The 24,072-nt window shown below is 61.3% G+C and carries 20 protein-coding genes; 10 read left to right on the forward strand and 10 right to left on the reverse strand.

Annotated elements, in window-relative coordinates:
* The first annotated feature begins 45 nt into the window (after positions 1 to 45).
* Positions 46 to 1,734 (forward strand): malate dehydrogenase (quinone), encoded by a 1,689-nt coding sequence (gene mqo, locus HSS18214_RS0116965; RefSeq protein WP_026002011.1) that lies wholly within the window; start codon positions 46 to 48, stop codon positions 1,732 to 1,734.
* Between the two features lie 61 nt (positions 1,735 to 1,795).
* Here mqo and HSS18214_RS0116970 read toward each other — a convergent pair whose 3' ends face one another.
* Positions 1,796 to 2,668 carry a LysR family transcriptional regulator gene (locus HSS18214_RS0116970; RefSeq protein WP_016916471.1) on the reverse strand — a complete coding sequence of 291 codons (873 nt, stop codon included), beginning with the start codon at positions 2,666 to 2,668 and terminating at the stop codon, positions 1,796 to 1,798.
* A 135-nt stretch (positions 2,669 to 2,803) separates the two neighbouring features.
* On the opposite strand from HSS18214_RS0116970, the gene HSS18214_RS0116975 reads away from it, so the two are divergent.
* Positions 2,804 to 3,229, forward strand: coding sequence for a VOC family protein (locus tag HSS18214_RS0116975; RefSeq protein WP_016916472.1), 426 nt, complete (start codon positions 2,804 to 2,806; stop codon positions 3,227 to 3,229).
* A gap of 29 nt (positions 3,230 to 3,258) precedes the next feature.
* Here HSS18214_RS0116975 and HSS18214_RS0116980 read toward each other — a convergent pair whose 3' ends face one another.
* The gene (locus HSS18214_RS0116980) at positions 3,259 to 4,152 is read right to left on the reverse strand and encodes an AraC family transcriptional regulator (protein WP_016916473.1); all 894 of its coding nucleotides are present in this window, start codon (positions 4,150 to 4,152) and stop codon (positions 3,259 to 3,261) included.
* 197 nt (positions 4,153 to 4,349) lie between these two features.
* Between HSS18214_RS0116980 and HSS18214_RS0116985 the strand changes: the two genes are divergently transcribed.
* Both HSS18214_RS0116985 and HSS18214_RS0116990 read left to right on the forward strand, forming a co-directional pair.
* Positions 4,350 to 5,411: an NAD(P)-dependent alcohol dehydrogenase gene (locus HSS18214_RS0116985; RefSeq protein ID WP_016916474.1), complete on the forward strand. Its 1,062-nt coding sequence runs from the start codon at positions 4,350 to 4,352 to the stop codon at positions 5,409 to 5,411.
* 168 nt (positions 5,412 to 5,579) lie between these two features.
* Complete coding sequence (locus HSS18214_RS0116990) at positions 5,580 to 7,241, forward strand: methyl-accepting chemotaxis protein (protein WP_016916475.1); 1,662 nt, start codon at positions 5,580 to 5,582, stop codon at positions 7,239 to 7,241.
* A 68-nt stretch (positions 7,242 to 7,309) separates the two neighbouring features.
* Here HSS18214_RS0116990 and HSS18214_RS0116995 read toward each other — a convergent pair whose 3' ends face one another.
* Positions 7,310 to 8,077: a class I SAM-dependent methyltransferase gene (locus HSS18214_RS0116995; RefSeq protein WP_016916476.1), complete on the reverse strand. Its 768-nt coding sequence runs from the start codon at positions 8,075 to 8,077 to the stop codon at positions 7,310 to 7,312.
* Positions 8,078 to 8,215: 138 nt separating this feature from the next.
* Positions 8,216 to 10,657, reverse strand: coding sequence for a membrane-bound PQQ-dependent dehydrogenase, glucose/quinate/shikimate family (locus HSS18214_RS0117000; protein WP_016916477.1), 2,442 nt, complete (start codon positions 10,655 to 10,657; stop codon positions 8,216 to 8,218).
* Between the two features lie 237 nt (positions 10,658 to 10,894).
* On the opposite strand from HSS18214_RS0117000, the gene nfsA reads away from it, so the two are divergent.
* Both nfsA and HSS18214_RS0117010 read left to right on the forward strand, forming a co-directional pair.
* Positions 10,895 to 11,626 carry an oxygen-insensitive NADPH nitroreductase gene (nfsA, locus tag HSS18214_RS0117005; protein ID WP_016916478.1) on the forward strand — a complete coding sequence of 244 codons (732 nt, stop codon included), beginning with the start codon at positions 10,895 to 10,897 and terminating at the stop codon, positions 11,624 to 11,626.
* Positions 11,627 to 11,636: 10 nt separating this feature from the next.
* Positions 11,637 to 12,281, forward strand: coding sequence for a hypothetical protein (locus HSS18214_RS0117010; RefSeq protein ID WP_016916479.1), 645 nt, complete (start codon positions 11,637 to 11,639; stop codon positions 12,279 to 12,281).
* On the opposite strand, the gene HSS18214_RS0117015 is transcribed toward HSS18214_RS0117010, so the two are convergent.
* The 5 genes from HSS18214_RS0117015 to HSS18214_RS0117035 all read right to left on the reverse strand — a co-directional run bounded on the left by HSS18214_RS0117015 (position 12,267) and on the right by HSS18214_RS0117035 (position 18,673).
* Entirely contained in the window at positions 12,267 to 13,070 is an 804-nt protein-coding gene (locus HSS18214_RS0117015) for a PEP-CTERM/exosortase system-associated acyltransferase (RefSeq protein ID WP_016916480.1), read from the reverse strand. The genes HSS18214_RS0117010 and HSS18214_RS0117015 overlap by 15 nt on opposite strands.
* Positions 13,071 to 13,076: 6 nt before the next feature.
* Positions 13,077 to 15,926, reverse strand: coding sequence for a bifunctional diguanylate cyclase/phosphodiesterase (locus tag HSS18214_RS0117020; RefSeq protein ID WP_016916481.1), 2,850 nt, complete (start codon positions 15,924 to 15,926; stop codon positions 13,077 to 13,079).
* A 24-nt stretch (positions 15,927 to 15,950) separates the two neighbouring features.
* Complete coding sequence (locus tag HSS18214_RS0117025) at positions 15,951 to 17,156, reverse strand: porin family protein (RefSeq protein WP_156808549.1); 1,206 nt, start codon at positions 17,154 to 17,156, stop codon at positions 15,951 to 15,953.
* Positions 17,125 to 17,523 carry a hypothetical protein gene (locus tag HSS18214_RS0117030; protein ID WP_040461370.1) on the reverse strand — a complete coding sequence of 133 codons (399 nt, stop codon included), beginning with the start codon at positions 17,521 to 17,523 and terminating at the stop codon, positions 17,125 to 17,127. Before HSS18214_RS0117030 ends, HSS18214_RS0117025 begins: the two co-directional genes overlap by 32 nt.
* Before the next feature lie 217 nt (positions 17,524 to 17,740).
* The gene (locus HSS18214_RS0117035) at positions 17,741 to 18,673 is read right to left on the reverse strand and encodes a glycerophosphodiester phosphodiesterase family protein (RefSeq protein WP_016916484.1); all 933 of its coding nucleotides are present in this window, start codon (positions 18,671 to 18,673) and stop codon (positions 17,741 to 17,743) included.
* Between the two features lie 179 nt (positions 18,674 to 18,852).
* Here HSS18214_RS0117035 and HSS18214_RS18405 point away from each other — a divergent pair, with 179 nt between their 5' ends.
* A complete protein-coding gene (locus HSS18214_RS18405; protein WP_016916485.1) occupies positions 18,853 to 20,448 on the forward strand; it encodes a PQQ-dependent sugar dehydrogenase in 1,596 nt (531 codons plus the stop codon).
* 66 nt (positions 20,449 to 20,514) lie between these two features.
* The gene (locus tag HSS18214_RS0117045) at positions 20,515 to 20,913 is read left to right on the forward strand and encodes a VOC family protein (protein ID WP_016916486.1); all 399 of its coding nucleotides are present in this window, start codon (positions 20,515 to 20,517) and stop codon (positions 20,911 to 20,913) included.
* Here the strand turns inward: HSS18214_RS0117045 and HSS18214_RS0117050 are convergent.
* Entirely contained in the window at positions 20,910 to 21,800 is an 891-nt protein-coding gene (locus tag HSS18214_RS0117050; protein ID WP_016916487.1) for a LysR family transcriptional regulator, read from the reverse strand. The two genes, HSS18214_RS0117045 and HSS18214_RS0117050, sit on opposite strands and share 4 nt — an antisense overlap.
* 121 nt (positions 21,801 to 21,921) lie before the next feature.
* Here HSS18214_RS0117050 and trpB point away from each other — a divergent pair, with 121 nt between their 5' ends.
* Both trpB and trpA read left to right on the forward strand, forming a co-directional pair.
* Positions 21,922 to 23,139, forward strand: a complete 1,218-nt coding sequence (trpB, locus tag HSS18214_RS0117055) for a tryptophan synthase subunit beta (RefSeq protein ID WP_016916488.1) — start codon at positions 21,922 to 21,924, stop codon at positions 23,137 to 23,139.
* A gap of 32 nt (positions 23,140 to 23,171) precedes the next feature.
* Positions 23,172 to 24,020: a tryptophan synthase subunit alpha gene (gene trpA, locus HSS18214_RS0117060; protein ID WP_139788427.1), complete on the forward strand. Its 849-nt coding sequence runs from the start codon at positions 23,172 to 23,174 to the stop codon at positions 24,018 to 24,020.
* Positions 24,021 to 24,072 lie beyond the last annotated feature (52 nt).

The raw sequence follows: 24,072 nt of genomic DNA on the forward strand, positions 1-24,072 counted from the left end.
GCTCACTGCTCCGGCACGTCATTTCTGTATCGTCAGGGACATGACATGCAAAAACGTTTAAGTCTTTTACTCTGCTCGCCGCTGCTGGCGCTTGCAGCAATGCCCGTGTCGGCCGATGAACCGGTCGATGTCCTGCTGATTGGTGGCGGCATCATGAGCGCCACGCTGGGCACCTATCTCCAGGAGCTGGAGCCGGAGTGGAGCATACACCTCTACGAACGGCTGGACGAAGTCGCCGCTGAAAGCTCCAACGGCTGGAACAACGCCGGTACCGGGCACTCGGCTTTCTGCGAAATGAACTATACCCCCGAGCAACCTGACGGCAGCGTGGCCATCGAGCGTGCGGTCAACGTGACCGAACAGTTCGAGGTGTCTCGCCAGTTCTGGGCGCACCAGGTGGACCGTGGCATGCTCGGCGAGCCAGGCTCGTTCATCAACACCTCTCCCCATTTGAGCCTGGTATGGGGTGAAGACGACGTGGCGTTCCTGCGCGAGCGTCACGCCACCATGGTACAGAACCCACTCTACGCCGGGATGGAATACTCCGAAGATTGGCAGGAGCTGGCCGAGTGGATGCCGCTGGTCATGGCCGGTCGCGAGAACGACGGCACCCCGGTGGCAGCAACGCGCATGCAGATGGGCACCGAGGTGAACTACGGTGCACAAACGCGCCAGATGATCGAGTCTCTGGCCCAGGGCGACAACTTCACGCTGGGTCTGAACAGCGAAGTGCGCGGCTTCGAGCGCAATGACGACGATACCTGGCAGGTTCGTATCGCCGATTTGGCCAGCGGTGATGAGTTCACCGTCGATGCGCGTTTCGTCTTCATCGGTGCGGGCGGTGCGGCGCTGCCGCTGCTGCAGGAAACCGGCATTCCTGAAGTAGAGGGCTACGGCGGCTTCCCGGTGGGCGGCCAGTTCCTCTACACCACCAACCCGGACGTTGTGTCTCAGCACTTGGTGAAAGTGTATGGCAAGGCCGGTGAAGGCTCACCGCCCATGTCGGTGCCTCACCTGGACATCCGCTATCTGGACGGTGAACCCGCGCTGTTCTTTGGCCCGTTTGCCACGTTCTCCAGCAAGTTCCTGAAAGAGGGCTCCTGGACCGACCTGTTCGGCTCCATGACGCTGAACAACACCTGGCCGATGATGCAGGTCGGGGTCGATAACTTTGATCTCGTGCGCTATCTGGTCAGCCAGGTGATGATGTCGGAAGAAGATCGTTTCGAAGCCCTGCAGGACTTCTACCCGGAAGCCAACCCCGATGACTGGTCGCTGTGGACAGCGGGCCAACGCGTGCAGATCATTCGTGACGATGAAGAGCAGGGCGGTGTGCTGCAGTTTGGTACCGAAATCATCAGCTCTGCCGATGGCAGCATGTCGGCGCTGCTGGGTGCCTCGCCTGGCGCTTCCACCGCTCCGTCGATCATGCTGAACCTGCTGGGGCGTGTGTTCCCCGAACAGGTAGCTAGCGAGGAGTGGCAGTCTACCCTGACCGCTATCGTGCCGTCCTACGGCCAGAAACTGGCGGAAAATCCGGAGCTGCTGCGTGACGTGCGTGCCTATACGGCACAAACCCTGCAGCTTGACGAGCCCATGAACCTGCAGGCGGGTGATGCCGTCGAGGCCAGTGACGTCGAAGAGGCCGCTGACGAGGCGGAGCAGGAAGCCGAGCCCGCTGACGAAGCGGAAGCTCAGGACAGCGAGCAGGAAGAAGAGGTAACGCAGGCGTAAGTACAACGCCTGTCGTTGGTCGATACAACGCCAGCCTTCGGGCTGGCGTTGTGCGTTTTATTCAGCCCTGGGGTGCGTATTCCATCAGTAACACGGTCAGGGCGCGGGCGGCCTCGTGGCCTGGGCTATCGCCGCGATACACCACTCCGATGTCCCGGTGAAAGGTGTGCTCATCGAGGCTGACTGCCCTGATGCCGCTGGGCCAGTGGTCGAGGGCACGAGGCTCTGGCACCAGCGCCACGCCCACGCCGTTGGCCACCAGCCGAACGATGGCATCCAGCTCATCGACTTCACACACATCGCGCACCTGGCAGTGCTGATCGCGCAAGAAGCGCTCGACCTGCCGCCCCCCAAAGGATGTCCGGTCGTAACGCACGAACGGATGACGCTCCAGCAATGCTCGCCAATCGCTCCCTGACCAGCCCTGCGGTACCAACAGGCGAAAGGGTTCATGGGCCAGTGGCTGCCAGCGCAGGTCGCTATGCAGCGAGAAAGGCGGCCGAATGATCACGGCCATGTCGAGCTCTCCTGCGTCCACTTGGCTCATCAGCCCCAGTGACAGCCCAGGGACCACCCGGCTGCGGCAGTGGGGAAAGTGACGGTGAAAATGTGCCAGCACGTCCGGCAGCAGCGTACGTTGATACGAGGCAATGGCGCCTAGCGTGATGAGCGTGCCGGGTGCCTGGTCGGTGCCTGCTGCTCCCAGCGTTCGGTACAGCGCCAGCAGGGCGCGGGCTTGCTGCAGGGTGGCCTGGCCCTGCGAGGTGAGGACGGCATTGCGACCGCTGCGCTCGAACAGTGTGACCCCCAGCTCCGCTTCCAGGCGCTTCATCTGGGCGCTGACGGCCGCCTGGGTCAGCCCGGTCTGCTGTCCGGCAGCGGCAAAAGTGCCGTGCTGGGCCACGGCGACAAGCGTTTTAAGCTCACGAATCATGATCGGTAACTCATCAATATTTTTTGTGAGTTTATCAAAAAACAATTGATTTTATTTTTGCATGGCGGCTTTTAGGATGGCTGAACCAACCCTAAACGCAGCACATCGCGGCATACCCGATAACAGGAGCTTCTCATGAGCCTTTCCCCTTTCCACCTGGCAATCCCCGTTTACGATGTGCCGCTGGCACGCGCTTTCTACAACGATGTCTTTGGTCTGGAAGAGGGGCGCTCCAGTGACCACTGGGTGGATTTCAACTTCTTTGGCCACCAGCTGGTGATTCACGAGCATCCCAAGACGCCTGGGCAGGAAAGCGCGCATACCAACCCGGTGGATGGCCACAATGTGCCGGTACCGCATTTTGGTGTCATCCTGGAGTGGGATGAGTGGGAAACGCTGGCCGAGCGCCTGAAAGCCCGCGATACCGATTTCGTGATCGAGCCCTATATCCGCTTCAAGGGAGAAGTGGGTGAACAGGCCACCATGTTCCTGCTCGACCCCTGCGGCAATGCGCTGGAGTTCAAGGCGTTCAAGGACAAGAGCCCGATTTTTGCCAAATAAGCGCACTTGGGTCGCCGACAGGGCGCTTGTCAGGCGCCCATGGCCTGCTCCTGTCGGCGATGCTGTAGCGGTGGCTCGCCAAAGTAACGCTTATAGTCGCGGCTGAACTGAGGCACGCTGCGGTAGCCGACGGCCAGGGCGGTCTGGTTGACGTTATGGCGGTCCTGCCGCAATAGCTGCTGAGCCTTCAATAGCCGCAGCCGCTTCACGTACTGCGCTGGGGAAGCCCGGGTGATCTGCTTGAAGTGCTGATGAAAGGTCGAGACGCTCATGTTGGCCTGCTGGGCCAGCTGTTCCACCGAAAACGGATCGGCAAAATGAGCATGCAGGTGGGAAAGCACCTGCACGATTCTCGCATAGTGGCCATGGCCGCTGACCAGCGCGCGTAGCGCTTGCCCCTGCTCCCCCTTGAGCGCTTCGAACACCACATCACGTATACGCGCTGCCCCCATGATGCGGCACTCCACTTCGTCGTGCAGGGTGTGAGCAAGCCGCAGAACCGCAGCCTGCATGCCTTCGTTCATGGCCACCGAGGCCATGGGTCTGGGGGTTTTTACGAGCGGCCCTTGTTCGCCCATGGCGGTGACCAGCTCGTTGAGCAGCGCGGGGTCCAGAGAGACCGAAATACCCAGCAGCGGCGCCTCTTCGGAGCCGTGTGTTTCGCACTCGAAAGGCAGCGGCAGGGTCTGAACGAGATAGTGTCCAGGGTTGTAGTGAATCTCGCGGTCACCCAGGTAACCGATCTTTCGCCCTTGGGCAATGATCGTCAGCCCCGGTTCGTACATGAGCGGGGTGCGCGGCTGATGCCGTTTCAGGTACAGCAGGCTGACCCGTGGCAGAGCCGAGGCGTTCATTCCTTCCCGTCGAATCAAGGGAAAAAGGCACTGAGCGAGGGCGTTGCCCGCAGCGGTGTTGGTGGCCATGGGGGCTCCATAGGCGAGACTGTCATCAGTTTGTTTAGGACAATTGTGACTTTTTTGCGCGCGTTTTTGTTATTTTATTACGCCTTTATGGAGAAATAGGCAAAAAAATCGGAGCTTCGTTCATCGCTAACCGCGGCGGTACGGCCAATAATGGAGACTTCTCTCGCATGGGCGGGATGCCTTACCAAGGAGTTTCCATGAGCCAGGCAAAATCGTACGCCGCGTTTTCCGCCGACAAACCCCTCGCGCCGTTTACCTTCGAGCGTCGTTCGCCGCGTGCCGACGACGTTGCCATCGAGATTCTTTACTGTGGCGTATGCCACAGCGACCTGCACTTTGCGCGTAACGACTGGGGCATGAGCCAATACCCCGTCGTGCCCGGCCACGAGATCGTCGGCCGCGTGACCGCCGTGGGCAGCGACGTCAGCCGCTTCCAGGTAGGCGATCTGGTAGGAGTGGGCTGTATGGTCGATTCCTGCCGTACCTGTTCGGCCTGCCAGGAGGGCGTAGAGCAATACTGCCTGGAAGGCTTCACCATGACCTACGGTAGCCCCGATCGTCAGGACGGCACCCTGACCCAAGGCGGCTATTCCGATGCCATCGTGGTGAGCGAGCATTTCGTGCTCAAGATGCCTGACGGTATCGATCTGGCCTCGGCTGCGCCTATCCTGTGCGCCGGTATCACTACCTACTCACCGCTGAAGCATTTCGGGGTAGGTAAAGGGCACAAGATCGGGGTGATTGGCATGGGTGGCCTGGGCCATATGGGCGTGAAGCTGGCCAAGGCGCTGGGCGCAGAAGTCACGGTATTTACCCGTTCCGACGCCAAGGTAGAGGAAGCCAAGCGAAACGGTGCTGACCACGTGGTGGTGTCCAGCGACCCGGCGCAAATGGAGGCCGTGGCAGAAACCTACGACTTCATGCTGGATACCGTGCCGGTACAGCATGACCTCAACCCCTATCTGGCCGCGCTCAAGTACAACGGGACGCATATCATCGTCGGGCTGCTGGAGCCCATCGAGCCGACCATCGAAGCGTTCAATCTGGTCTTCAAACGCCGCGTGGTGGCTGGTTCACTGATCGGCGGGATTGCCGAAACGGAAGAGCTTTTGCAGCTGTGTGCCGACCAGAACATCACCTGTGATATCGAAATGCTGGATATTAACGACATCAACGAAGGTTTCGAGCGCATGGAAAAAGGTGACGTGCGTTACCGCTTCGTGATCGATATGGCCACGTTGAAAAACACACCCGCTTAAGTGGCCTTCTCTGGATACAGCCCGCTCCTGTTGGAGTGGGCTTTTTTGTTTATCGCATAGATGAAAATGGTTGATTACATAAGTCGTAGAGGTGCCGTTTTTTCACGTGGATTGTTTTACTCTGCGCTTGAGCAGCGCCATAACAAATAAGCACAAGGGAACTCACTCATGAAGCATCTCTCGATAAAATGGAGCCTGACGGCTGCCCTCGCGGTGCTGGTGGTGATGATTGGCCTGATCAGTGGGCTGGGTTTTTACGCCAATACCAACAGCGGCCAGGCACTTGCCGAAATCAACAATACCAATGTCAGGCTGGTCAATCTGGCCAACCGAATGCAGGTCAACGCGTTACGGGCGCAGACCTTTCTCGACCGCGCTGCCAGCTTCAGTACCATGGGCAATCCTGAAAGAGGTCAGGAAAGCCAGGGGCAGGCAGTGGAGGCCACGCAGATCGCGCAACAGTACTTCGAGGAGTTCTCCTCTGTGGGGGTGGCCCCGGAAAGTGAGCTTTCCCGCTACCGAGATGCGGTGGCCGAGGCTTATCAAGCCTTTGTGGTGGAGGGCTTGGAGCCCTTGTTGAATGCGCCGCCTTTCCAGATCCAGCGCCGCCAGGCGGAGCTGGGCGAGCATAGCGCGCGTCTGGATACGGCGATGAGCGGTTTTGTGGCCTATACCGAATCTCGTGGTCAGCAGGTGATGCAACAGGTTGAGCGAGTCGCGACCTGGGTCGGTGCCATCGCCATTGGTCTACTGCTGTTTTCACTATTGGCGGCGCTGGTCATTCGTATTGCCATGGTGCGCGGGGTGGTGACGCCGCTGCGCCAGGCGCTGGACCACTTTGCGCGCATTGCCGACGGCGACCTGACCGAGCGTATCGAAGACCGCGGCCGTAATGAGATTGGCCAGCTGTTCATGGGGCTGGCCGCCATGCAGGAAAAGCTCAGGACGCTGGTCCTCTCGTTGCGCAGCAGCAGTGAGCACGTCTATAGCGGGGCCAGCGAGATTTCCTCCGGCAGTCAGGACCTCTCCTCGCGTACCGAGCAGCAGGCCGCCGCGCTTCAGCAAACGGCTTCCAGCATGGAGCAGATGGCGACCACGGTGGGCGCCAATGCGGATATCGCCCAGCAGGCCGACCAGCTCTCCGTGGCAGCCTCGCAATCGGCCGAACGCAGCGGTGAGGAGGTCGAGCGGACCGTGCAGCTGATGCGCGAGATTGCCGCCAGTGCCGACAGGGTGAACGACATCATTGGCGTGATCGACTCGATTGCCTTCCAGACCAATATCCTGGCGCTCAATGCCTCCGTGGAAGCGGCCCGAGCCGGTGAGCAGGGGCGCGGCTTTGCCGTGGTGGCCAGCGAGGTGCGTTCTCTCGCTACCCGCAGTGCCGAGTCGGCCAAGGAGATTCGCGGCCTCATCGAGCAAACCACGACGCAAATCACCAGCGGTGCCAGTCAGGCCGAGCGCAGCGGGCAAACCATCCATCAGACGGTGGACGCCATTCGTCAGGTCACCACGCTGGTGGGTGAAATTTCCACGGCAACCCGTGAACAGAGAGGAGGGATCGAGCAGATCAATGCGGCGTTGACCGAAATGGATTCGGTGACCCAGCAGAACGCGGCGCTTGTGCAGGAAACCAGCGCGGCGGCCACGGCCCTGGAGGGCCAGGCCAGCGGTCTGGCAGAACTGATCTCCACCTTCCGGCTGGCTGCTGGCGAGCAATTGTCGCCTGCGCCGCAGGAGATAGCGCCCGCTCTTGGGCGACAAGTACCCGCCCCGATGCCCAAAGCCAAGTCTACCCAGACACAGCAGGACGAGTGGGACGAGTTCTAAAAAGGAAGGTCCAAGGAAGGTTACAGGACGCCCCCTGAGCGCACGACGTGCTCAGGGGGCGTTTTCTTTCAGGCGTGGGCCACCACGCGTAGGCGCACGTAGTCGGCGGTCCAGTTGCCGCGACCATCGCTCAGGCTATGCGCCAGCAGGTTGACGGTATGATCGAACACGGCATCTTTCAGATCATCATCCAGGCCGTGGAAGAACGGACTGGCAAAGGTGTCCAGCCAGTTGGCCATGCCTTTGGGCAGTGGCGTAGGGCGCGGGATGAGTTCGATGTTGTCGATTCGAAACCCCACGGTTTGCAGCAGGTTGGCGTAATCCTCTGCCGTCGGGAAATACCAGGGGTGACGCCCTTTGGAGCTGATCCCACGGAACTGCAGCGAGGCAATCAGCGCGGTGCAAATAGCCGCCACGTTACCGTGTCCACCAAACTCGGCCACAAAGCGCCCCCCGGGCTTGAGGGCCCGCTTGACGCCGGCCAGCACGGCCTGAGGGTCGAGCATCCAGTGCAGGGCGGCATTGCTGAAAACCGCATCGAACTCGTGGTCGAAAGGCAGCTGGTGACCATCGACTACCCTGGCCGTTACGCCGCGCTGCTGCGCTGCTTCGACCATTTCCGCCGACGCATCGACGCCCAGCACGGTCGCGCCCAGCTGCATGATGCGCTCGCTCAATACGCCATCACCGCAGCCCAGGTCCAGAATGCGCTCACCCGGCTGAGGAGAGAGCAGTTTGAGCACCTCGTGGCCCAGCTTGGGTACGAAAGGTGCGTTTTCCGCGTACTGGCTAGCATTCCATGCTTGCCCAGGCGGTGTATGTGAGGCGTTTGTCATGGCGGCATCCTGTCTTCGTTATTCAGTGGTACGATTATTCAGAGTGAAACACTCTATTAGAATAACGCTTCTTGCAGTATAGCCATCCGCTGGATAAGCCCCAGGCAGTGCGTACATTTTTCACGCTAACCCTGCCCATCATTCGGGCAGGGCGAAGGCCATGACGCTATCGCCCAGCGTGGTTTCCGATTGGAAAGAGCCGCCTGCGGCGATCACCACATACTGGCGTCCCTGGTGCACGTAGGTCATGGGGTTGGCCTGCCCGCCTGCAGGCAGGCGCTGTTCCCATATCAGCTCGCCGGTCGCGCTGTCGAAGCCGCGCAGGTAATCGTCCATGGCGGCCCCAATGAAGGTCATGCCCCCTTGGGTGGCCAACGGGCCCCCGCTAGTGGGGGCACCCACCGTCATCTTGAGGCGCGAGGGAATGCCCAGCGGCCCCTGGTCCATGCTGGTGCCCAGCGGGCGTGACCAGACGATCTCGCCGCTGTTCAGGTCGGTGGCGCTCAGAAAGCCCCAGGGTGGCGCCGTACACGGCATGTCCAGTGGAGAGAGCCAGGCACCGCGCTCCGCCGCCACCGGTGCGCCCAGCATGGGCTGGGCCTGCTGGTCGATGTAGCTGGCATCCTGAGCACCAATGGGGGCAATGTTATCCATGGTATCGGCTTCTTCACGGGGGTAGAGCACCACCTGCGAGGGCATGCGGTTGTTGTTCACGATCATTAGTTGGCGCGTGGGGTCGAATGAGGCGCTGCCCCAGTTGATGCCGCCCAGGATGCCAGGAAACTGCAGCATGCCGCCCTCCTCCAGGGTGGGAGGGGTAAACATGCCCTCGTAGCGCATGCGCTGAAACTCGATGCGGCAGTAGAGGTGGTCCAGGGGCGTCGTGCCCCAGGTATGCGCCCCGGTCAAGCGTTCGACTTCCTGCCCTGGCAGTGAGCCAAAGTTGGGCATGTCTGGTGAAAAAGGCTGTACCGGCGAGGTCCAATCTCCTTCGATGGCTCCCTGGGGCACGGCGCGCTCCTCGATGCTACGCAGGGGTTCACCGGTTTCACGGTCGAAGACGAACACCTGCCCATATTTGGTGGCTTGTACCACGGCGGCTCTGGGGCCTTCCTCGGTGGGGAAGTCGATCAGCGCTGGTTGCGCCCCCAGGTCGTAATCCCATAAATCATGTATCACGGTGGTGAATTTCCAGGCGACGTCGCCGGAGTCGGCTTCCACGGCGACCAGCGATGCAGTGAAGGCATCCTCCTCGGGCGAGCGGTCGCCGCCATATTGGTCATTGGTAGGGTTGCCGGTGGGCAGGTAGACCAGCCCCAGGGCTTCATCCGCGGTGATGGCCGCCCACACGTTGGGGGTGCCGCGCGGGTACACTTCACCGGGTTCGGGCTGTTGATCGGGAGTCGTCCAGACCGCGTCCCAGGTCCACTGCCACTCGCCCGTCAGGGCATGGTAGGACCTAACGGCGCCGGAAGGGCCGTCCCGGCGCTGATTGTCGGTCACCTGATGCCCTACGATCACACTGTCGTTGACCACGGTAGGGCCCGACGTATTGGAGAGATAGCCCGGTGCCTGCGGGTCCATGAACTCATACAGGTCCACGGTTCCCTGCTGGCCGAAATCGGTGCACTGAGAGCCATCATCGGCATTCAGGGCCATCAGGCGTCCATCCATGGTGCCCATCAGCAGACGGCGCGGGCACTGGGTCGTGGGGTCGTCGGTTTCATGGTATGCCAGCGAGCGGCAGGCGGCAGAAAAGACATGCTCCAGCGCATCGCGGTCGACCTGTGGGTCGAAATGCCACTGTTGTTCGCCGTTACCGGGGTCCAGTGCAAACACCTGGTTGCTCTGGGTACAAACATAGACGCTGTTGCCCACTTTCAGCGGTGTATTCTGAAAGGCATAAGGTGTCGCGTCACTATGGGGAGTATCGCCGGTATTGAAGGTCCAGGCCTCGCTGAGCCGTGCCGCGTTGTCTGGCGTGATCTGGCTTGCCTCGGAAAACCGCCGAGCCGAAGCATCGCCGCCATAGGCCGGCCAGTCCATGGAGGTCTGTTCGGTCATGGCAGGCGGGGAGGCGCCTTCAGCCAGGCGTGCCTGCGCCGGGGAGTCGATATCCACATGACGATCCTGCAACAGCCACAGAAGTGCCAGGCCCGGCAGCGCCAGGGCGATCACTCCCGGCAGGCGTGCCCCCCAGCCAGGCCGGTGGCCGCGGTGTCGGTACAGCGCGGGCAACAGCAGCAGTGCTACCACCAGCAAACCCCACAGCACCCCCATGCGCGCCAGTAAGTCCACCTGCCAAATCGGCAGCCAGCCTTTCTGGTCGATTTCCCATAGCGACCAGGCCAGGGTCGCCAGCACCGTCGCGGCGTAGAGCCAAACGCCCGTGGGGGAGCGGCGCCATATCAGTACGGCGGCGCTCAGGATGGCAAGGCCCGCCAGCAGGAAATACCACGAGCCCCCGAGCAGAACCAGATATCCCCCTCCCACGATCATGGGCAGGCTCAGTAGCAGGAGTACGCCTGCCAGGGCGAGCATGGCCCAGACGGTCGGTCCTTTTCGATAGGTAGCGTCCATTTCTTTTCCTGTGGTGATGTGTCGGGTATTGCCTGTGTGGCGACGATACTGAATTAACCTTAGAAGAGTGAGCAGGGCTTGGCGAGTGACAGAGGGTTGTTTAACCCATGTGGCCTGGTGAAGCTGCATTTGCCTGCCAGCGAGCCTCGCGGGTTGCCGCAAGCAGGCAAGAATGCGTTACGATTCAAGTCTTCCAATGAAGCACGCCCCCTACCATTTCGTGATCAGTGAGGCACCATGAACGACGTTATCAAGCTCTTGCAGTCCCACCGTTCCATTCGTAAATTCACCGATCAGGAGATCCCTCGTGGGCTGCTCCTGGAGCTGATCAAGGCCGGGCAGGCGGCGGCGACCTCCAGCCATGTGCAGGCTTACAGCGTGATTCACGTGAAAGATGCGGCCAACCGGGAGCAGCTGGCCGAACTGTCCGGTGGCCAGGGCTATGTGGCCAGCAGTGCGGTGTTTCTGGTGTTCTGCGCCGACATGAAGCGTCCTACCGAAGCCTCGGCGCGCACCGGCGCCAACGTAGAGCGCGGCATGACCGAGCAACTGCTGGTGGCCACCGTGGACACGGCCCTGATGGCCCAAAACGTGGCCGTGGCGGCCGAGTCCGAAGGGCTGGGTATCTGCTACATCGGCGGGATTCGCAACAACCCCGAGGCCGTCAGCGAGCTGCTCAAACTGCCGCCCCATGTCTACCCGGTATTTGGCATGTGCCTGGGTTACCCGGACCATCAGCCGGAGGTCAAACCCAGGCTGCCCGTTGAGGCGATTCTGAAAGAGGACTACTACACTGAAGACAGTGATCAGGTCGTGGCCTTCGATGACACCATGCGGGCCTACTACCAATCACGCAGTAGCGGCAATAAAAATAGCGACTGGTCGCACAACCTCACCCCTCTGTTCGACAACAAGCTGCGCCCCCATATGCGTGACTTTCTAGTGAAGCGTGGCTTTACCATGAAATAAGGAGCCCCTCATGTCCCTACAGCGTGCCTACCTTCTGTTCGCCGGCCTTTACAGCCTGCTGCCTGTCATGGGCATCGTGGCCATTTTCTTCGGGGGTGGGACACCGCTGGCGCTGGTGCACCTCTCCTTTGGGGTGTTGGGCGTCGTGGGGCTGTGGGGGTACATGCTCAACCGGGGCGTCATGAATCAGCGCATGTGGCGGCCGCTGGCGCTGGTGTTTGCCGTAGGAAGCCTGGTGCAGATGGGGATCGTACTGAGTGTGCCGGTGGCGGGGGTAGCGTTGACCTGGATGCTCATCAGCAGCATTTTTGCCCTCATCCTGGCCGTGATGCTCTATCACTACGGCAATCGAGACCAGCCGCTGTGGGCCAGTGAAGAAGAGCGAGCCGCTGCGATGAAGCTGGCCCAGCTGCTGGAGCAGCAATCCAACGTCACGGCGTATCACCGTGAGCCCGGCCATGAGAACAGTGTCTGCGTCTCCAAAGTGGGCAATGCCTATCATGCCAGCGTTACCCGCCGCACCCCTAAGGGGCAGGAGACGTTCGAGCAGCGCTTTCGCCATCCTGAAACCCTGCTGTTTTTTGCCGAAAAGTTCGCGAGCGTCGCGCCGCAGGCGTTTACCGGCCAGGAGGAGCGAGGCTCACAGCTGGCGTGATGTCCCGCCATCTTGCAGCAACGGGCTCTTCGCCAACTGGCTGGCCAGTTGGCCCTTGATGAACTGATAGAGAGGCGTGAGGCGCTTGGGTAGCCGCTCCTCGGCCACGCGCTGATCGATGTAGTAGGCCGCGCGACTGCCACAGTAGTCGATGACGCCGCCCACCTGGTGAAACTGGAGACCGGAAGCCTTCAGCAAGCGACTGAAGCGTGGCTCCAGCATGGCGAACACATGATGGCGCTGACTAAGACCCACCAGTGCCGTGGCGGCAAGAAACAGGCTCAGGCTAAGCAGAGCGGGGCTCTCCTTGATGCTCTCGTAGGGGCTTTGTACTTCGCTTTGCTTGCGACGCACGGTGGGGTGAACGGCCAGGCGCGATACTTCGCATACCTGATGGGAAGCAAAATGGCGCGGGTGCGTGTTCGGCAAGAACAGGTGCGCTCCGTAGTAGGCTTCCAGTGGCAGGCTATGCAGCCCATGAGCGTTTTGCTCGTCGAACAGCACGACCCTCAGACATCCTACATCCAGCCCTGTCGCCTTATGGTGGAGCAGGCACAGCAGCGACTGTTGGTCATGGTCATCGTGTTCGATATTGAGCGCGCTGCTATTGCCAAGATCGTAACGCAGCTCTTCGATGAAGACCGCGTGGCGCAAGGTAAAGGCGCGCCGCTTTTCGGTGGGCGTCTGGGCAATCAGCAGAGAAAAGTGAGTATCAAAAAAGGCCGGTGTAAAGATATTTTCGACGAGTGTATCAGGGGTGGTGACGGAGGGGGCGATGGGTATGATCACCGTCGTTTATCCTTTCAGGAGCTGTGTTAAGGGAATGGGTTTACCCAAATAGAACCCTTGACCATAGGTAATGCCGTACTCTTCCAGAATAGGCGACAACGCTGCCTGATCGACAAACTCGGCGATGGTCTGTTTGCCGAACCCCTTGGCAATGTCAGCAATCGCCTTGACGATGGTGTGGCTGTCGGGATTGATCAACAGGCTACGGATGAAGGAGCCATCGATCTTGATGTAATCCACCGGCAGTTGGCCAAGATAATGGAAACTGCTGAAGCCGATGCCAAAATCGTCCAGTGCGGTGCGGCAGCCCAGATCTCTGAACGTTTGCAGGACGTTACGGGCGGTGGAAAAGTCGGTGATCGCTGCCGTTTCCGTGACTTCGAGAATCAGGTGATGCGGGTCGGCACCGCTGCTGCGCAGCTCGTCGGTGAGGTACTGCTTCAACCCCAGGTCGTGAAGCGACTGGCCCGACAGGTTCACGGCCAGTGAAACGCCGCGCTCCTGCAGCTTGCCCAGCGCCTGTAGGCTGTGCTTGATGACCCAGCGATCCAAAGCGACGACCAGGCCGCTCTGCTCGGCAACCGGTATGAAGTGCTGAGGCGCTATCAGGCTGCCATCGGGTTGACGCATGCGGATCAGCACTTCGTAATGTTTGATGTCGTGATCCTTGAGACGCACGATGGGCTGAGCCATTAGTTCGAACTGCTCGTGCTCCAGCGCGTTGTGCAGCTGTTCCACCCAATACACGCGATCCTGTAGCTCATCCTTGGCATTTTCGGCTTGGGACAGCAGATACCAGTCCTGGTGGCTGCTCTCCTTGGCCTTGTACATGGCCATGTCGGCACTGGCCAGCAGGTCGGCGGAGGTTTGCCCGTGGGCCGGGAACAGCGCGATGCCCATGCTGGCGGAAATATGATGCTTCCGGCCGGCAGCCTGAAAGCCAATGCGGCTCAGCAACTGGTTGATATAGTCGGCAACGCTGATGGCCTGCTCGCTGTTCACTCCCTCCAGTAACAGGGCGAATTCATCGCCGCCCAGCCTGGCAATCGTGCCTCGCTGCCCGAGATTGAGGAACAGAGTGTCGGCGACTTCGCGCAATAGCTGGTCGCCTACGGGGTGCCCGCTCAGCTCGTTGACTTCCTTGAACTGGTTGAGGTCGAGCAGCACGATGGCGCCTTCGCTCTGGCACAGCAGGGCGTGCTGAACCGCATCCTGGAAGTAGCGGCGGTTGTACAGCTCGGTGAGTGGGTCGTGCTCGGCCAACCAGGTCAAACGCTCCTCGGCGGCTTTGCGCTCGGTGATGTCCAGACCTACCGAGATACGCGCCACCTGCTTCTGGTGGCTACTGGTGAGCGGCGCATGGTACCAGGCCACGGTGGCGTAGCGCTTGTCCTGGGTATGCAGCGTTTTCTCTTCCTGCTGATGGCTGGTCAACTGTCCCGTGGGCGCTTCCCGATGAGTGTGATCCCCTTGTGGCGTGTGCGCCGTGCTGTCGAAGATGTCATAAAAATGGCGGCCTTCCAGATCCCGGTCACACAGCCCTAAACGGCTGCGGGTATACTCATTGACCCGCTGAATGCGCCCGGCAGCCGTTTGCACGACGATGAACACCTGGGCCGTATCCAGCAGACTATTGACGAAATCGCGCTCGCTGGCCAGCTCCTCGATACGCTCGGCCAGCTGGTCGCTGTGATCATGTACCGACGACTCCAGGCGCTCCAGCTGATCGGTCAAGGTGCGTGTGGCACTTTCCAGAATGTCGATCTCGTTGGAACGCCTGGGCGTGGTCTGGGGCAAATGAGCGCGCACACGCTGAAACTGCCCGTCCGACAGCGCCGGTAACAGGGCTGCCACCCGGCGCAGCCGCGCCATGGGGCCGAGCAGAATCGCCAACAGCAGCAGCTCCGCCGCCAGCCAGCCCGCAACGCCCAGTGCCAATAGCGTGTTGGTGGCCCGTTGGATGGCAGCGGTTTGCGTCGTGATGTCGGACACCAGCAGAAAATAGCTGGTGCTACGCCAATCGGCGTCGTCTTCCATGTAAACCGCGCTCAGCTCCAGGTGTCGCCCGGCATACTCCATACTGAAGGGTGTGTCTGCCAACTGATAGATAGGCGTGGCCAGTGAGGCCTGCTCCAACAGTGACAAGGTCGGCTCCCGGTTGGTGATGGCGACCAAGTGGCCGTTCCAGCCTGGCAGGTATCGCGATGGATCGTTGGCGTCGCTTTCGACCTGCCCCGTGACCATCAGCGCGACTTCGCTACCCGAGACCTCCTTGGCTTCACGGGTCACGTCGGCGAGTGAGCGAGACAGCATGACCATGCCAATGCTGTCACCCTCCACCAGAATGGGGACCGCTGCATATTGCTGGCAGCTGGTGGTACAGCGCAGCGTTTTGATGGGCACTTCCCGCGTCAGCAGATCGTCCACCCAGCCGCGAATGGGCAGCTCCATATCGGGAGCGCCCATCCCGGACTGCCCGCGCTGCTGCCCCTGACGATCGAAGACGAACACGCCATCTACCCCGGCTTCCAACTGCAGCGAAGGCCACTGGGCTGCCAGCACCGTGCGTAGGCCTTCATCATCGTTCTGAGCCAAGGCATTGCCCAGGTCGGGGGCGTTTGCTGTCAAGCCTGCCAACTGGCGCAGGTTATCGGCAGAGCGCTGCATGGCCAGGCGGATTTCTCGCTGTTGACGCTCGTGGTGCCCCTGGCGGCTCTGTTCGAGCTGCTGGGTCAGATGGTGATGGCCCAGCCAGACAAACAGCGCCACCAGCACCAGTAGCAGCAAGCTGCTGGGCGCAATGACGCGCCAGGCAAGGCTCGAACGACGCTTGACGGAGTGGCTGGACTGGTGCATCGAGACAGATCCCGGTGGCAGGGTTTAGAAGCGCAGTGAAAGTTGAAACAGCAGCATGTTCCAATGCTTGCGAGTCAGGCTGGCATCGGGGTTGTCCTGTCGAGGGAGCCAGCCGGTGCCATCCACATAGTGATACTCCCCGGACAGCATGAGCTGGGAGGTAGGCGTCCACTGCACGCCGAGGGTCATGTCATCGGCAAACTGCGAGTGCGCAGGCCCAAACCTGGCCCGTTCATAGGCATGCCCCGAGCGGTCGTCGGTATTATTGACCAGCCGGTCGAAGCGAATCAGGCCGCTCCAGTCGGGAGAGAAGCGCCGCTGATACTGTACGTACCAGCTTTCACCCGTGATATCGAAGGTGCGTGGCAGGTGATCACCGCTTAGGGACTGCTGGCGCAGTGCGTATTCGGCGGTCAGGCTCCAGTGCTCCTGGTTGTACTGCACAGAGGCTATCCAGGGCTGAAACTTGAAGTCGGCTTCCTGGCCCATCAGCGTCGCTTCCAGATTGACCGAGGCCGCGCTCAGCGCCGCTACCCACTGGCCGCTGTGATCTTCGAACAGCAGTTGCGCAATAGCCGAGGGCGCTGATGCTGAGACCCGCTGAGCAGTACCGCCAAACAGCTGGTCGGACAATGCTGACCCCGTTTGTGGGCGACCCAAACCGCCTCTCAAGCGCCATGTACCCGCAGAGGTATGCTCCTCGGCATACAGGCTAATGCCGTCCGCCGCCAGCCCCAGCGCGCGGGTGCGATCGAAGTAGATGGATTGAGGCAGCAGAATGCTCGGGCGCGTAAAGGCGACATCGCGCGTCTGGTTGTAGAGTCCAAACGGGTTCTTGAAACGGCCTACTTGCACCCCCAACGTGCGCGCGGGGTTGGCCAGCATCTGGTAGTCCACCACGCCATAGTCGAGAGTGGGGGCCGCATCGCTGGTATCGCCTCCTGCGCGGCGGCTGAGCAGTTGGCCTGCCACCAGTACCCGGCGGTGCGGGCGAAACGAGGCGTTCAACCCCAGCTCGGTATACTCCAGGCTGCCCTTGTCGCTACTGTTGCCAAAGAAGTCGTTATGGTCGGTAATGACCAGTGCCTGGCTGAGAAACCCGTGCACCTGAAGGGTATCGGCGGGGGGGTCATGGGCCATGCCTGCCACGGGCAGCCAGGTCAGCAAGCCCGCCAGGGCGCAGCGTTGCGCCAGGCGCTTACTCCATGGAGATGACACGGACGCTTTCATCCAGGTACTCCCGTTCAAGGTAGCCCAGCGCGCCGGGAGTGCGGGCAACTTGCTCGCGCATATCCACCTGGTCGCGTACACGGTGGGGAGCTTGCCCCATGCCAGAAAACACCATCCTGTCCCAGGCCAGCTGCAATTGATGCGGGTAGACGGCCAGCATCTCCTTGGCAAAGCGCGCATGGACAGTATCGCGATTGGGTAACACAAAGACCTGCATGGCCTGGCCGTTGGGCCAGGTGCGTTGGCGCATGGCAAACATGGCACGCAGAGCGTCGCGGGGCAGGGCCGAGTGCTCGATGTCGGGATGGGCCACCAGTACGATGACCGCGAGCGACTCTGCGGGCTCGGCCTTGGCCGTGGCAGGCATGAGCAGCAGCCAGCATAGCGCCAGCAGCCCATAGGCGCGCCAGTGGTTACGCGGCCTCACGCTAAGCCAATGCACCAAGAGTAGGCGCCATGTGTGTAAGAATGAGGGACCCCTCCCTACCATGTAAAAACGATGACCTGACAACGCTTTTTTATATCAGCAAGATAGCACGCTAAAGTGTGGCCGGGTAATCGTGATGAACGCTGGAAAAGCATGCCTATTCAACGATGAGTGCCTGTACACGATCCGGGTAATCCGAAAACAGCCCATCGACGCCCAGCCCCATCAGGCGCTCCATCTCCGAAGGCTCGTTAACGGTGTAAACGTGCACCGGCAGGCCGTTCTGCTGGGCCAGCTCGATAAAGTCAGCATCGATGACATCCTGCCCATCATGGCGTGCGTTGGTGCCGATACCGACCGCGTATTCGGCGATGCGCTGAAAGTCGCTGGCACGCATCTGGGCGGGGGCTGGTGTGGTGTCGTTCCACTCGACCAGGGGAGTGCCTTCGCCCTCGCTGGGGGAGTACCACAACAGTTGCACCAGCGGGATCTCAGGGTTGAGCGCCTCTATTTTCAGCAGGCTTTCCTGAGCAAACGACTGCACCAGAACACGCCCTTCCTCGACCATATCGTAGGCTTCCAGGCGCTCCACCAGTGCGGCTTCCAGGCCCGGGTTCAAGTGGGGCGACTTGGTTTCGATGTAATAGCGGGTGGTATACCCGAAGTGATCGAACAGCTCCTCCAGCGTCAGCATGGGTAAACCGACAAAGTCTTCCGACGCTTGCTCGGGGTTTGCTTCGTTGAACCAGCTGCCGGTATCCAGCGCCTTCAGTTCGGCCAGCGTGTGCTCATGGATATGCCCTTCACCGTTACTGGTACGTTCCAGGGTGTTGTCATGAAAAATGACCACTTCGCCATCGGCGGTGAGCTGAGCGTCCAGCTCCAGATAGTCCACCCCCCACTCGTGGGCCAGCTCGTAGGCGGGCAGCGTGCTTTCGGGGGCATGGCCACTGGCCCCGCGATGTGCGATGACCTGAAAGTTTTCCAGCGCGTTCAACTGCTGAGCGAGTGGAGACTCGCTGGCGATTCCCACAGAAGCAACGGCCATGAGTGCCGTCAGTGCGGTAGCCGTACCCAAATAGCGCGACATGGTAACTCCATCTATAGGCAACATTTATCAAAACCATAACGTCTCTCTATCGAAAACGCACGCACTCGCTGACAGAGGCTTGCCTATCGTAACGCCCGGTGATGCAACACACTCAGCGAAGCCTACGGCAACTGATGTATGCTGATTTGAAAAGCCATTCAAAACGTGAAGGGGGCATCATGGGGTCTAAGCAGGGCTGGGGCAAAAAGGGCCGGGGAGCGCTGGCGCTACGCGTGCTGCTGGCGACGATCGTGGGCGTGGCGCTGGGCAGTGTCGTACAAACCCAACTGAACCTGGCTGAGCTGCAGGCGCTGGGCGTGGCCATTCCGCTGGGTACGCGTCTATCGACCACGGCTCAGGACTTGCTTCACTTTGCGCCTGTATACGCAGGGCTCTTTCTGGTGGGGTTTCTCATCTCCCAGGCCGTGGCGGGCTGGCTGGCTCGGCGGTGGCCTGCCAGCCTTCGCCGCCTGGCTTTTGCGCTGGCGGCCGTGGCTGGGCTATGGCTAACCTTCCGGTTGACCAACACGTTTGCGCCCATGCCCACACTGGTGGCTGCCACTCGTAGTGCCGGTGGGCTGGCCGCCATGCTGGCAACGGCCGCCGTGGCAGGCTGGCTGCTGGCCGTGTTGACATGCTCCGCGTCGAACAGACGGCGTAGCAACGCACCTTTGGCCATCGTGCTGTCTACTTTTATGCTGCCTGTGATTCAGCCCGCTGCCGAAGCCCAAACGGCTTATCAGATCGACACCCTGGCCGATGCGCTGGAGCACCCTTGGTCGCTGGCATTCTTGCCCGATGGCCGCTTTTTAGTGACCGAGCGCCCAGGACGCCTATTGCTGCTGGATGACAGCGGCCAGACGCTGGCCGACTTGGAGGGCGTGCCGGAGGTGTTTGCCTCTGGGCAGTCGGGGCTGTTCGATGTGCTGCTTTCTCCCCGGTTCGAGACCAATCAACAGCTCTACCTCAGCTACGTCTGTGGTACGGCCAGTGCCAACCATACCTGCCTGGCTCGAGCCACCCTGGGCGATGGGCGTTTGGAACAGGTGGAAGAGATTTTTCGGGTTCACCCCGCCAAGCGTGGCGATGCCCACTATGGGGGCCGCCTGGCATGGCTGCCGGATGACACGCTGATCCTCACTCTGGGCGATGGTTTCGATAACCGTGAAGATGCCCAACGGGTGAGCAGCCATATCGGCAGCATCGTGCGCCTGAACGCCGATGGCAGCGTGCCCGACGACAACCCCTTCCTGGCCCGGGCCGATGCACTGCCCGAGCTCTACAGCATTGGCCATCGCAACGTGCAGGGGCTGGTCTACGACGCTCAGCGCCAGCAGCTGATTGCCCACGAGCATGGCCCGCGAGGCGGAGATGAGCTCAACCTCATCCAACCCGGCAACAACTACGGCTGGCCGATTGCCACCGGCGGGCTGGATTACACCTGGGCCAGGGTCTCGCCGTTTACTGAATACCCCGGCATGCAGCCCCCGGCGCTGGAGTGGACGCCTTCTATCGCCCCTTCGGGCATGGCCGTCTATCGGGGCGAGCTGTTTCCCGAGTGGCAGGGCGACCTGCTGGTGGGGGCATTGGTCAATCGTGAAGTGCGTCGGGTACGCTGGCAGGAAGACGGCAGCGCCGAAGACGTAGAGGGGCTGTTTGGTGAGCTGGACGCGCGCATTCGTGACGTGCGAGTAGGCCCCGAGGGCGCGGTCTACCTGCTGACCGACAGCCCCCAGGGCAAACTGGTCAGAGTGACGCCAAGCGAGCCACAATAAGTACGAGACAATAAGCACGAGAAAGGCAACTCCGCGGCGCTGCGCCGCGCGATGAGGAGATAGCGCATGCTGGCTTACACAATGGTGGGAACCCAGGATCTGGAGCGTGCCCTGCAGTTCTACACGCCGCTGTTCAATGCCATGGGGCTGGATATCTGCTGGCAGGATGACAGCTGTGTTTCCTTCGGCGACCCGGATGATGTCGAAGTGCCCCAGTTTTTCGTGGGCCTGCCGTTTGATGGTCATCCTGCCACGGTAGGCAATGGCACCATGACCGCCTTCCAGTTCAGCGACATCAAGGAAGTGGATACGCTGCATCAGCTGGCCCTGCAGAGCGGCGGCAGCGACGAGGGCGAACCAGGTTTTCGCCCTCAGTATGGCGACGGCTTCTACGCGGCTTACGTCCGCGACCCCGACGGCAACAAGCTTGCCTTCGTGGTGTATCCACACCGGGTTGGGCTTTAAGCTCCCAATTCTCTGCGCAACCAGCTCGCCAGGGCTTCGCTGCGGCGGGCGTTGGTGTGTTTGGGTAGCCACAGGCAGAGCCTGGCCGGGGTTTCGATATAGCCCCAGGGGGCGACCAGCCGACCGCTTCTCAGGTCGTCTTCCACCAGTAGCCTGGGGGCAATGGCGACCCCGAGCCCTGCCACGGCGGCTTCCATCAGGTAGTAGAGGTGTGCAAACCCTTGGCCCTGCTGCAGGGCTGCTTTCAATGCGGCGGGTTCCAGGCCTTGGGCGGCAGCCCACTGCGGCCACGCCTGGGGGCGGGATGCGGTATAGAGCAGCTTGCTGCCAAACAACGATGAGGGGGCTTCCACGTTGCAGGCCTCGGCCAGCCGGGGGCTGGCCACGGCGCAAATTTCCTCGGCTATCAGAGGAATGCGTTCGCCTTCCTCGGGCCAGGGTGGTTCGAAGAAGGCCAGCGTGGCGCTGGTCTCGGGCTTGCCCGGTTGTTCGGCATCGCTCACCACCACTTGCAGCTTCAGTTCGGGCAGCGCCTGGTTCAAGCGGTCCAGGCGGGGGATCAGCCAGCGGGCCAGCAGGCTGCCGGGGCAGGCCAGCGTAAAGGGCGCCTCTTCCACCTCATGCTTGAGCAAAGTGCAACTATCCCTGAGTTTGGCGAAGGCCTCTCCAACCCCGCTTTGCAACTGCTCACCGTGGTGGGTCAGCACCAGCCCGCGCCCGGCTTTCGTGAACAGCGCCACGCCAAAATGCTCATCCAGACTCTTGAGCTGGCGGCTTACCGCGCCGTGGGTCACGCTCAGCTCGTCAGCGGCCGCGGTGACGCTGCCCAGCCGAGCAGTGGCTTCAAAGGCGCGCAAAGCGCTCAGCGGGGGCAGGCTGTGTTGCATGGGGTCTCCTGGAACAGTTGTGAAAAACTCACAGGTGCTTGCCATCTTATCGATTTTTCTTCCGACCTGCCTGCGCTAACGTCGACATATTGCAAAAACGCCCCAAATCGCAGAGGTCGAGATGAACCAACCGTTAAGCCTACCCGATGCCAACGGCATGTTTGGCAGCTTTGGTGGCCGCTTTGTGGCCGAAACCCTGATGCCGCTGATTCTCGAGCTTCAGGATGAGTACACCACGGCCAAAAACGACCCCGAATTCCAGCGCCAGCTCGCCTATTTTCAAGGCGACTACGTGGGGCGCCCCAATCCGCTCTACTTTGCCGAGCGCCTCACCGAGCACTTCGGCGGTGCCAGCATTTACCTCAAGCGTGAAGAGCTGAATCACACCGGCGCGCACAAGATCAACAACTGCATTGGCCAGGTACTGCTGGCCAAGCAGATGGGCAAAAAGCGCATCATCGCGGAAACCGGCGCAGGCATGCACGGCGTGGCCACCGCCACCGTAGCGGCCCGCTTTGGGTTGCCCTGCGTGATTTACATGGGCGCCACCGACATCGAGCGCCAGCAGCCCAACGTGTTCCGCATGAAGCTGCTGGGCGCGGAGATCGTGCCAGTCACTTCCGGCACCGGCACGCTCAAGGATGCCATGAACGAAGCGCTGCGCGACTGGGTCACCAACGTAGACGACACTTTCTACATCATCGGCACCGTGGCAGGCCCGCACCCGTACCCGGCCATGGTGCGCGATTTTCAGGCGGTGATTGGCCATGAAACCCGCGCCCAGATGCTCGAAAAGCAGGGCCGCCTGCCGGATTCACTGATTGCCTGTGTCGGCGGCGGCTCCAACGCCATGGGCTTGTTCTATCCGTTCATCAACGATGACAGCGTGCACATGGTCGGTGTGGAAGCGGGCGGTAAAGGCGTCAAGAGCGGCCTGCACGCTGCCAGCCTCAACGGCGGCACCCCCGGCGTATTGCACGGTAACCTTACCTACCTGCTGCAAAACGAAGATGGCCAGATTACCGACGCCCACTCCATTTCCGCAGGGCTCGATTACCCCGGCATTGGCCCCGAACACGCCTGGCTGCACGAGCAGGGGCGGGTCGAGTACGTCTCTGCCACTGATGACGAAGCGCTGGAAGCGTTCCAGATCTGCTGCCGCCAGGAGGGCATCATCCCCGCCCTGGAAACCGCCCACGCCCTGGCAGAAGTTGCCAAACGTGCGCCAACACTGCCCCGCGAGCACCTGATGGTGGTCAACCTCAGCGGACGTGGTGACAAGGACATGAACAGCGTGGCCCAGCATCTGGGCGACCGCTTCGGCATGAAACACTCATGAGCGCGATACAGGAGACTCCCATGCAACCTACCTTGCAACGTACTTCTCGGCTCGACAGCTGCTTTGCCGCGCTCAAACAGCAAAACCGCCCAGCGCTGGTCAGCTACCTCACTGCGGGCGACCCGGACCCCGAGACCTCCCGCCGCCTGCTGCACGGGCTGCCGGATGCCGGTGTGGATATCATCGAACTCGGCATGCCGTTCAGTGACCCCATGGCCGATGGCCCCGCCATTCAAAAGGCTGCCCTGCGCGCCCTGGAAAAAGGCCAGACCCAGGCCAAAACGCTGGCAATGGTGCGCCAGTTCCGGGAGCAGAACAGCACCACGCCCATCGTGCTGATGGGCTACTACAACCCGATTTACTGCTACGGCGTCGAGCGTTTTCTCAGTGACGCAGCCCAGGCAGGGGTAGACGGACTGATCGTGGTGGACCTGCCCCCCGAGCACGACGAAGAGCTGTGCCAGCCCGCCGCCCAGCACGGCATCGATTTCATTCGTCTGGCCACGCCCACCACCGATGCCAAGCGGCTACCCAAGGTGCTGGCCAACGCTTCCGGGTTCATCTACTACGTTTCCGTGGCGGGCGTGACCGGCGGCAGTGCCCCCACACCCGAGCGGCTGGAAGGTGCCGTGAACCAGCTGCGCGAACACACGCCGCTACCCATTGCCGTGGGCTTCGGCATTCGCACCGCCGAACAGGCCGCCACCATTGGCCGCTTCAGCGACGCCGTGGTAGTAGGCTCTGCCCTGGTAGATTGCATCGAACACGCCAGCAGCGGCGAAGAAGCCATCGCCCAGGTACACGGGCTGGTGAAAGCGCTGTCGGCCAGTGTGAGAGGGTGTCGAGAACCCCAGCAGGAGCGCGCGGGTTTGCCAGCCTGATGGGATGCACCATCACACCACAGAGCGGGCCATGGCCCGCTCTGTTTTTATA

Origin of the sequence: Vreelandella stevensii S18214, assembly GCF_000275725.1 — a bacterium.
Classification (GTDB): domain Bacteria; phylum Pseudomonadota; class Gammaproteobacteria; order Pseudomonadales; family Halomonadaceae; genus Vreelandella; species Vreelandella stevensii.

What these genes read in the sequence shown, in the direction of transcription:
- HSS18214_RS0117050 (WP_016916487.1), bottom strand. Translation starts at nt 21,800, where the DNA reads ATGCAACACAGCCTGCCCCCGCTGAGCGCTTTGCGCGCCTTTGAAGCC.
- HSS18214_RS0117020 (WP_016916481.1), bottom strand. Translation starts at nt 15,926, where the DNA reads ATGCACCAGTCCAGCCACTCCGTCAAGCGTCGTTCGAGCCTTGCCTGG.
- HSS18214_RS0117025 (WP_156808549.1), bottom strand. Translation starts at nt 17,156, where the DNA reads ATGAAAGCGTCCGTGTCATCTCCATGGAGTAAGCGCCTGGCGCAACGC.
- HSS18214_RS0117010 (WP_016916479.1), top strand. Translation starts at nt 11,637, where the DNA reads ATGTCCCTACAGCGTGCCTACCTTCTGTTCGCCGGCCTTTACAGCCTG.
- HSS18214_RS0117000 (WP_016916477.1), bottom strand. Translation starts at nt 10,657, where the DNA reads ATGGACGCTACCTATCGAAAAGGACCGACCGTCTGGGCCATGCTCGCC.
- HSS18214_RS0116975 (WP_016916472.1), top strand. Translation starts at nt 2,804, where the DNA reads ATGAGCCTTTCCCCTTTCCACCTGGCAATCCCCGTTTACGATGTGCCG.
- HSS18214_RS0116995 (WP_016916476.1), bottom strand. Translation starts at nt 8,077, where the DNA reads ATGACAAACGCCTCACATACACCGCCTGGGCAAGCATGGAATGCTAGC.
- HSS18214_RS0116990 (WP_016916475.1), top strand. Translation starts at nt 5,580, where the DNA reads ATGAAGCATCTCTCGATAAAATGGAGCCTGACGGCTGCCCTCGCGGTG.
- HSS18214_RS0116985 (WP_016916474.1), top strand. Translation starts at nt 4,350, where the DNA reads ATGAGCCAGGCAAAATCGTACGCCGCGTTTTCCGCCGACAAACCCCTC.
- nfsA (WP_016916478.1), top strand. Translation starts at nt 10,895, where the DNA reads ATGAACGACGTTATCAAGCTCTTGCAGTCCCACCGTTCCATTCGTAAA.
- trpB (WP_016916488.1), top strand. Translation starts at nt 21,922, where the DNA reads ATGAACCAACCGTTAAGCCTACCCGATGCCAACGGCATGTTTGGCAGC.
- HSS18214_RS0117030 (WP_040461370.1), bottom strand. Translation starts at nt 17,523, where the DNA reads ATGCCTGCCACGGCCAAGGCCGAGCCCGCAGAGTCGCTCGCGGTCATC.
- HSS18214_RS0117035 (WP_016916484.1), bottom strand. Translation starts at nt 18,673, where the DNA reads ATGTCGCGCTATTTGGGTACGGCTACCGCACTGACGGCACTCATGGCC.
- HSS18214_RS0116980 (WP_016916473.1), bottom strand. Translation starts at nt 4,152, where the DNA reads ATGGCCACCAACACCGCTGCGGGCAACGCCCTCGCTCAGTGCCTTTTT.
- mqo (WP_026002011.1), top strand. Translation starts at nt 46, where the DNA reads ATGCAAAAACGTTTAAGTCTTTTACTCTGCTCGCCGCTGCTGGCGCTT.
- HSS18214_RS18405 (WP_016916485.1), top strand. Translation starts at nt 18,853, where the DNA reads ATGGGGTCTAAGCAGGGCTGGGGCAAAAAGGGCCGGGGAGCGCTGGCG.
- HSS18214_RS0116970 (WP_016916471.1), bottom strand. Translation starts at nt 2,668, where the DNA reads ATGATTCGTGAGCTTAAAACGCTTGTCGCCGTGGCCCAGCACGGCACT.
- HSS18214_RS0117045 (WP_016916486.1), top strand. Translation starts at nt 20,515, where the DNA reads ATGCTGGCTTACACAATGGTGGGAACCCAGGATCTGGAGCGTGCCCTG.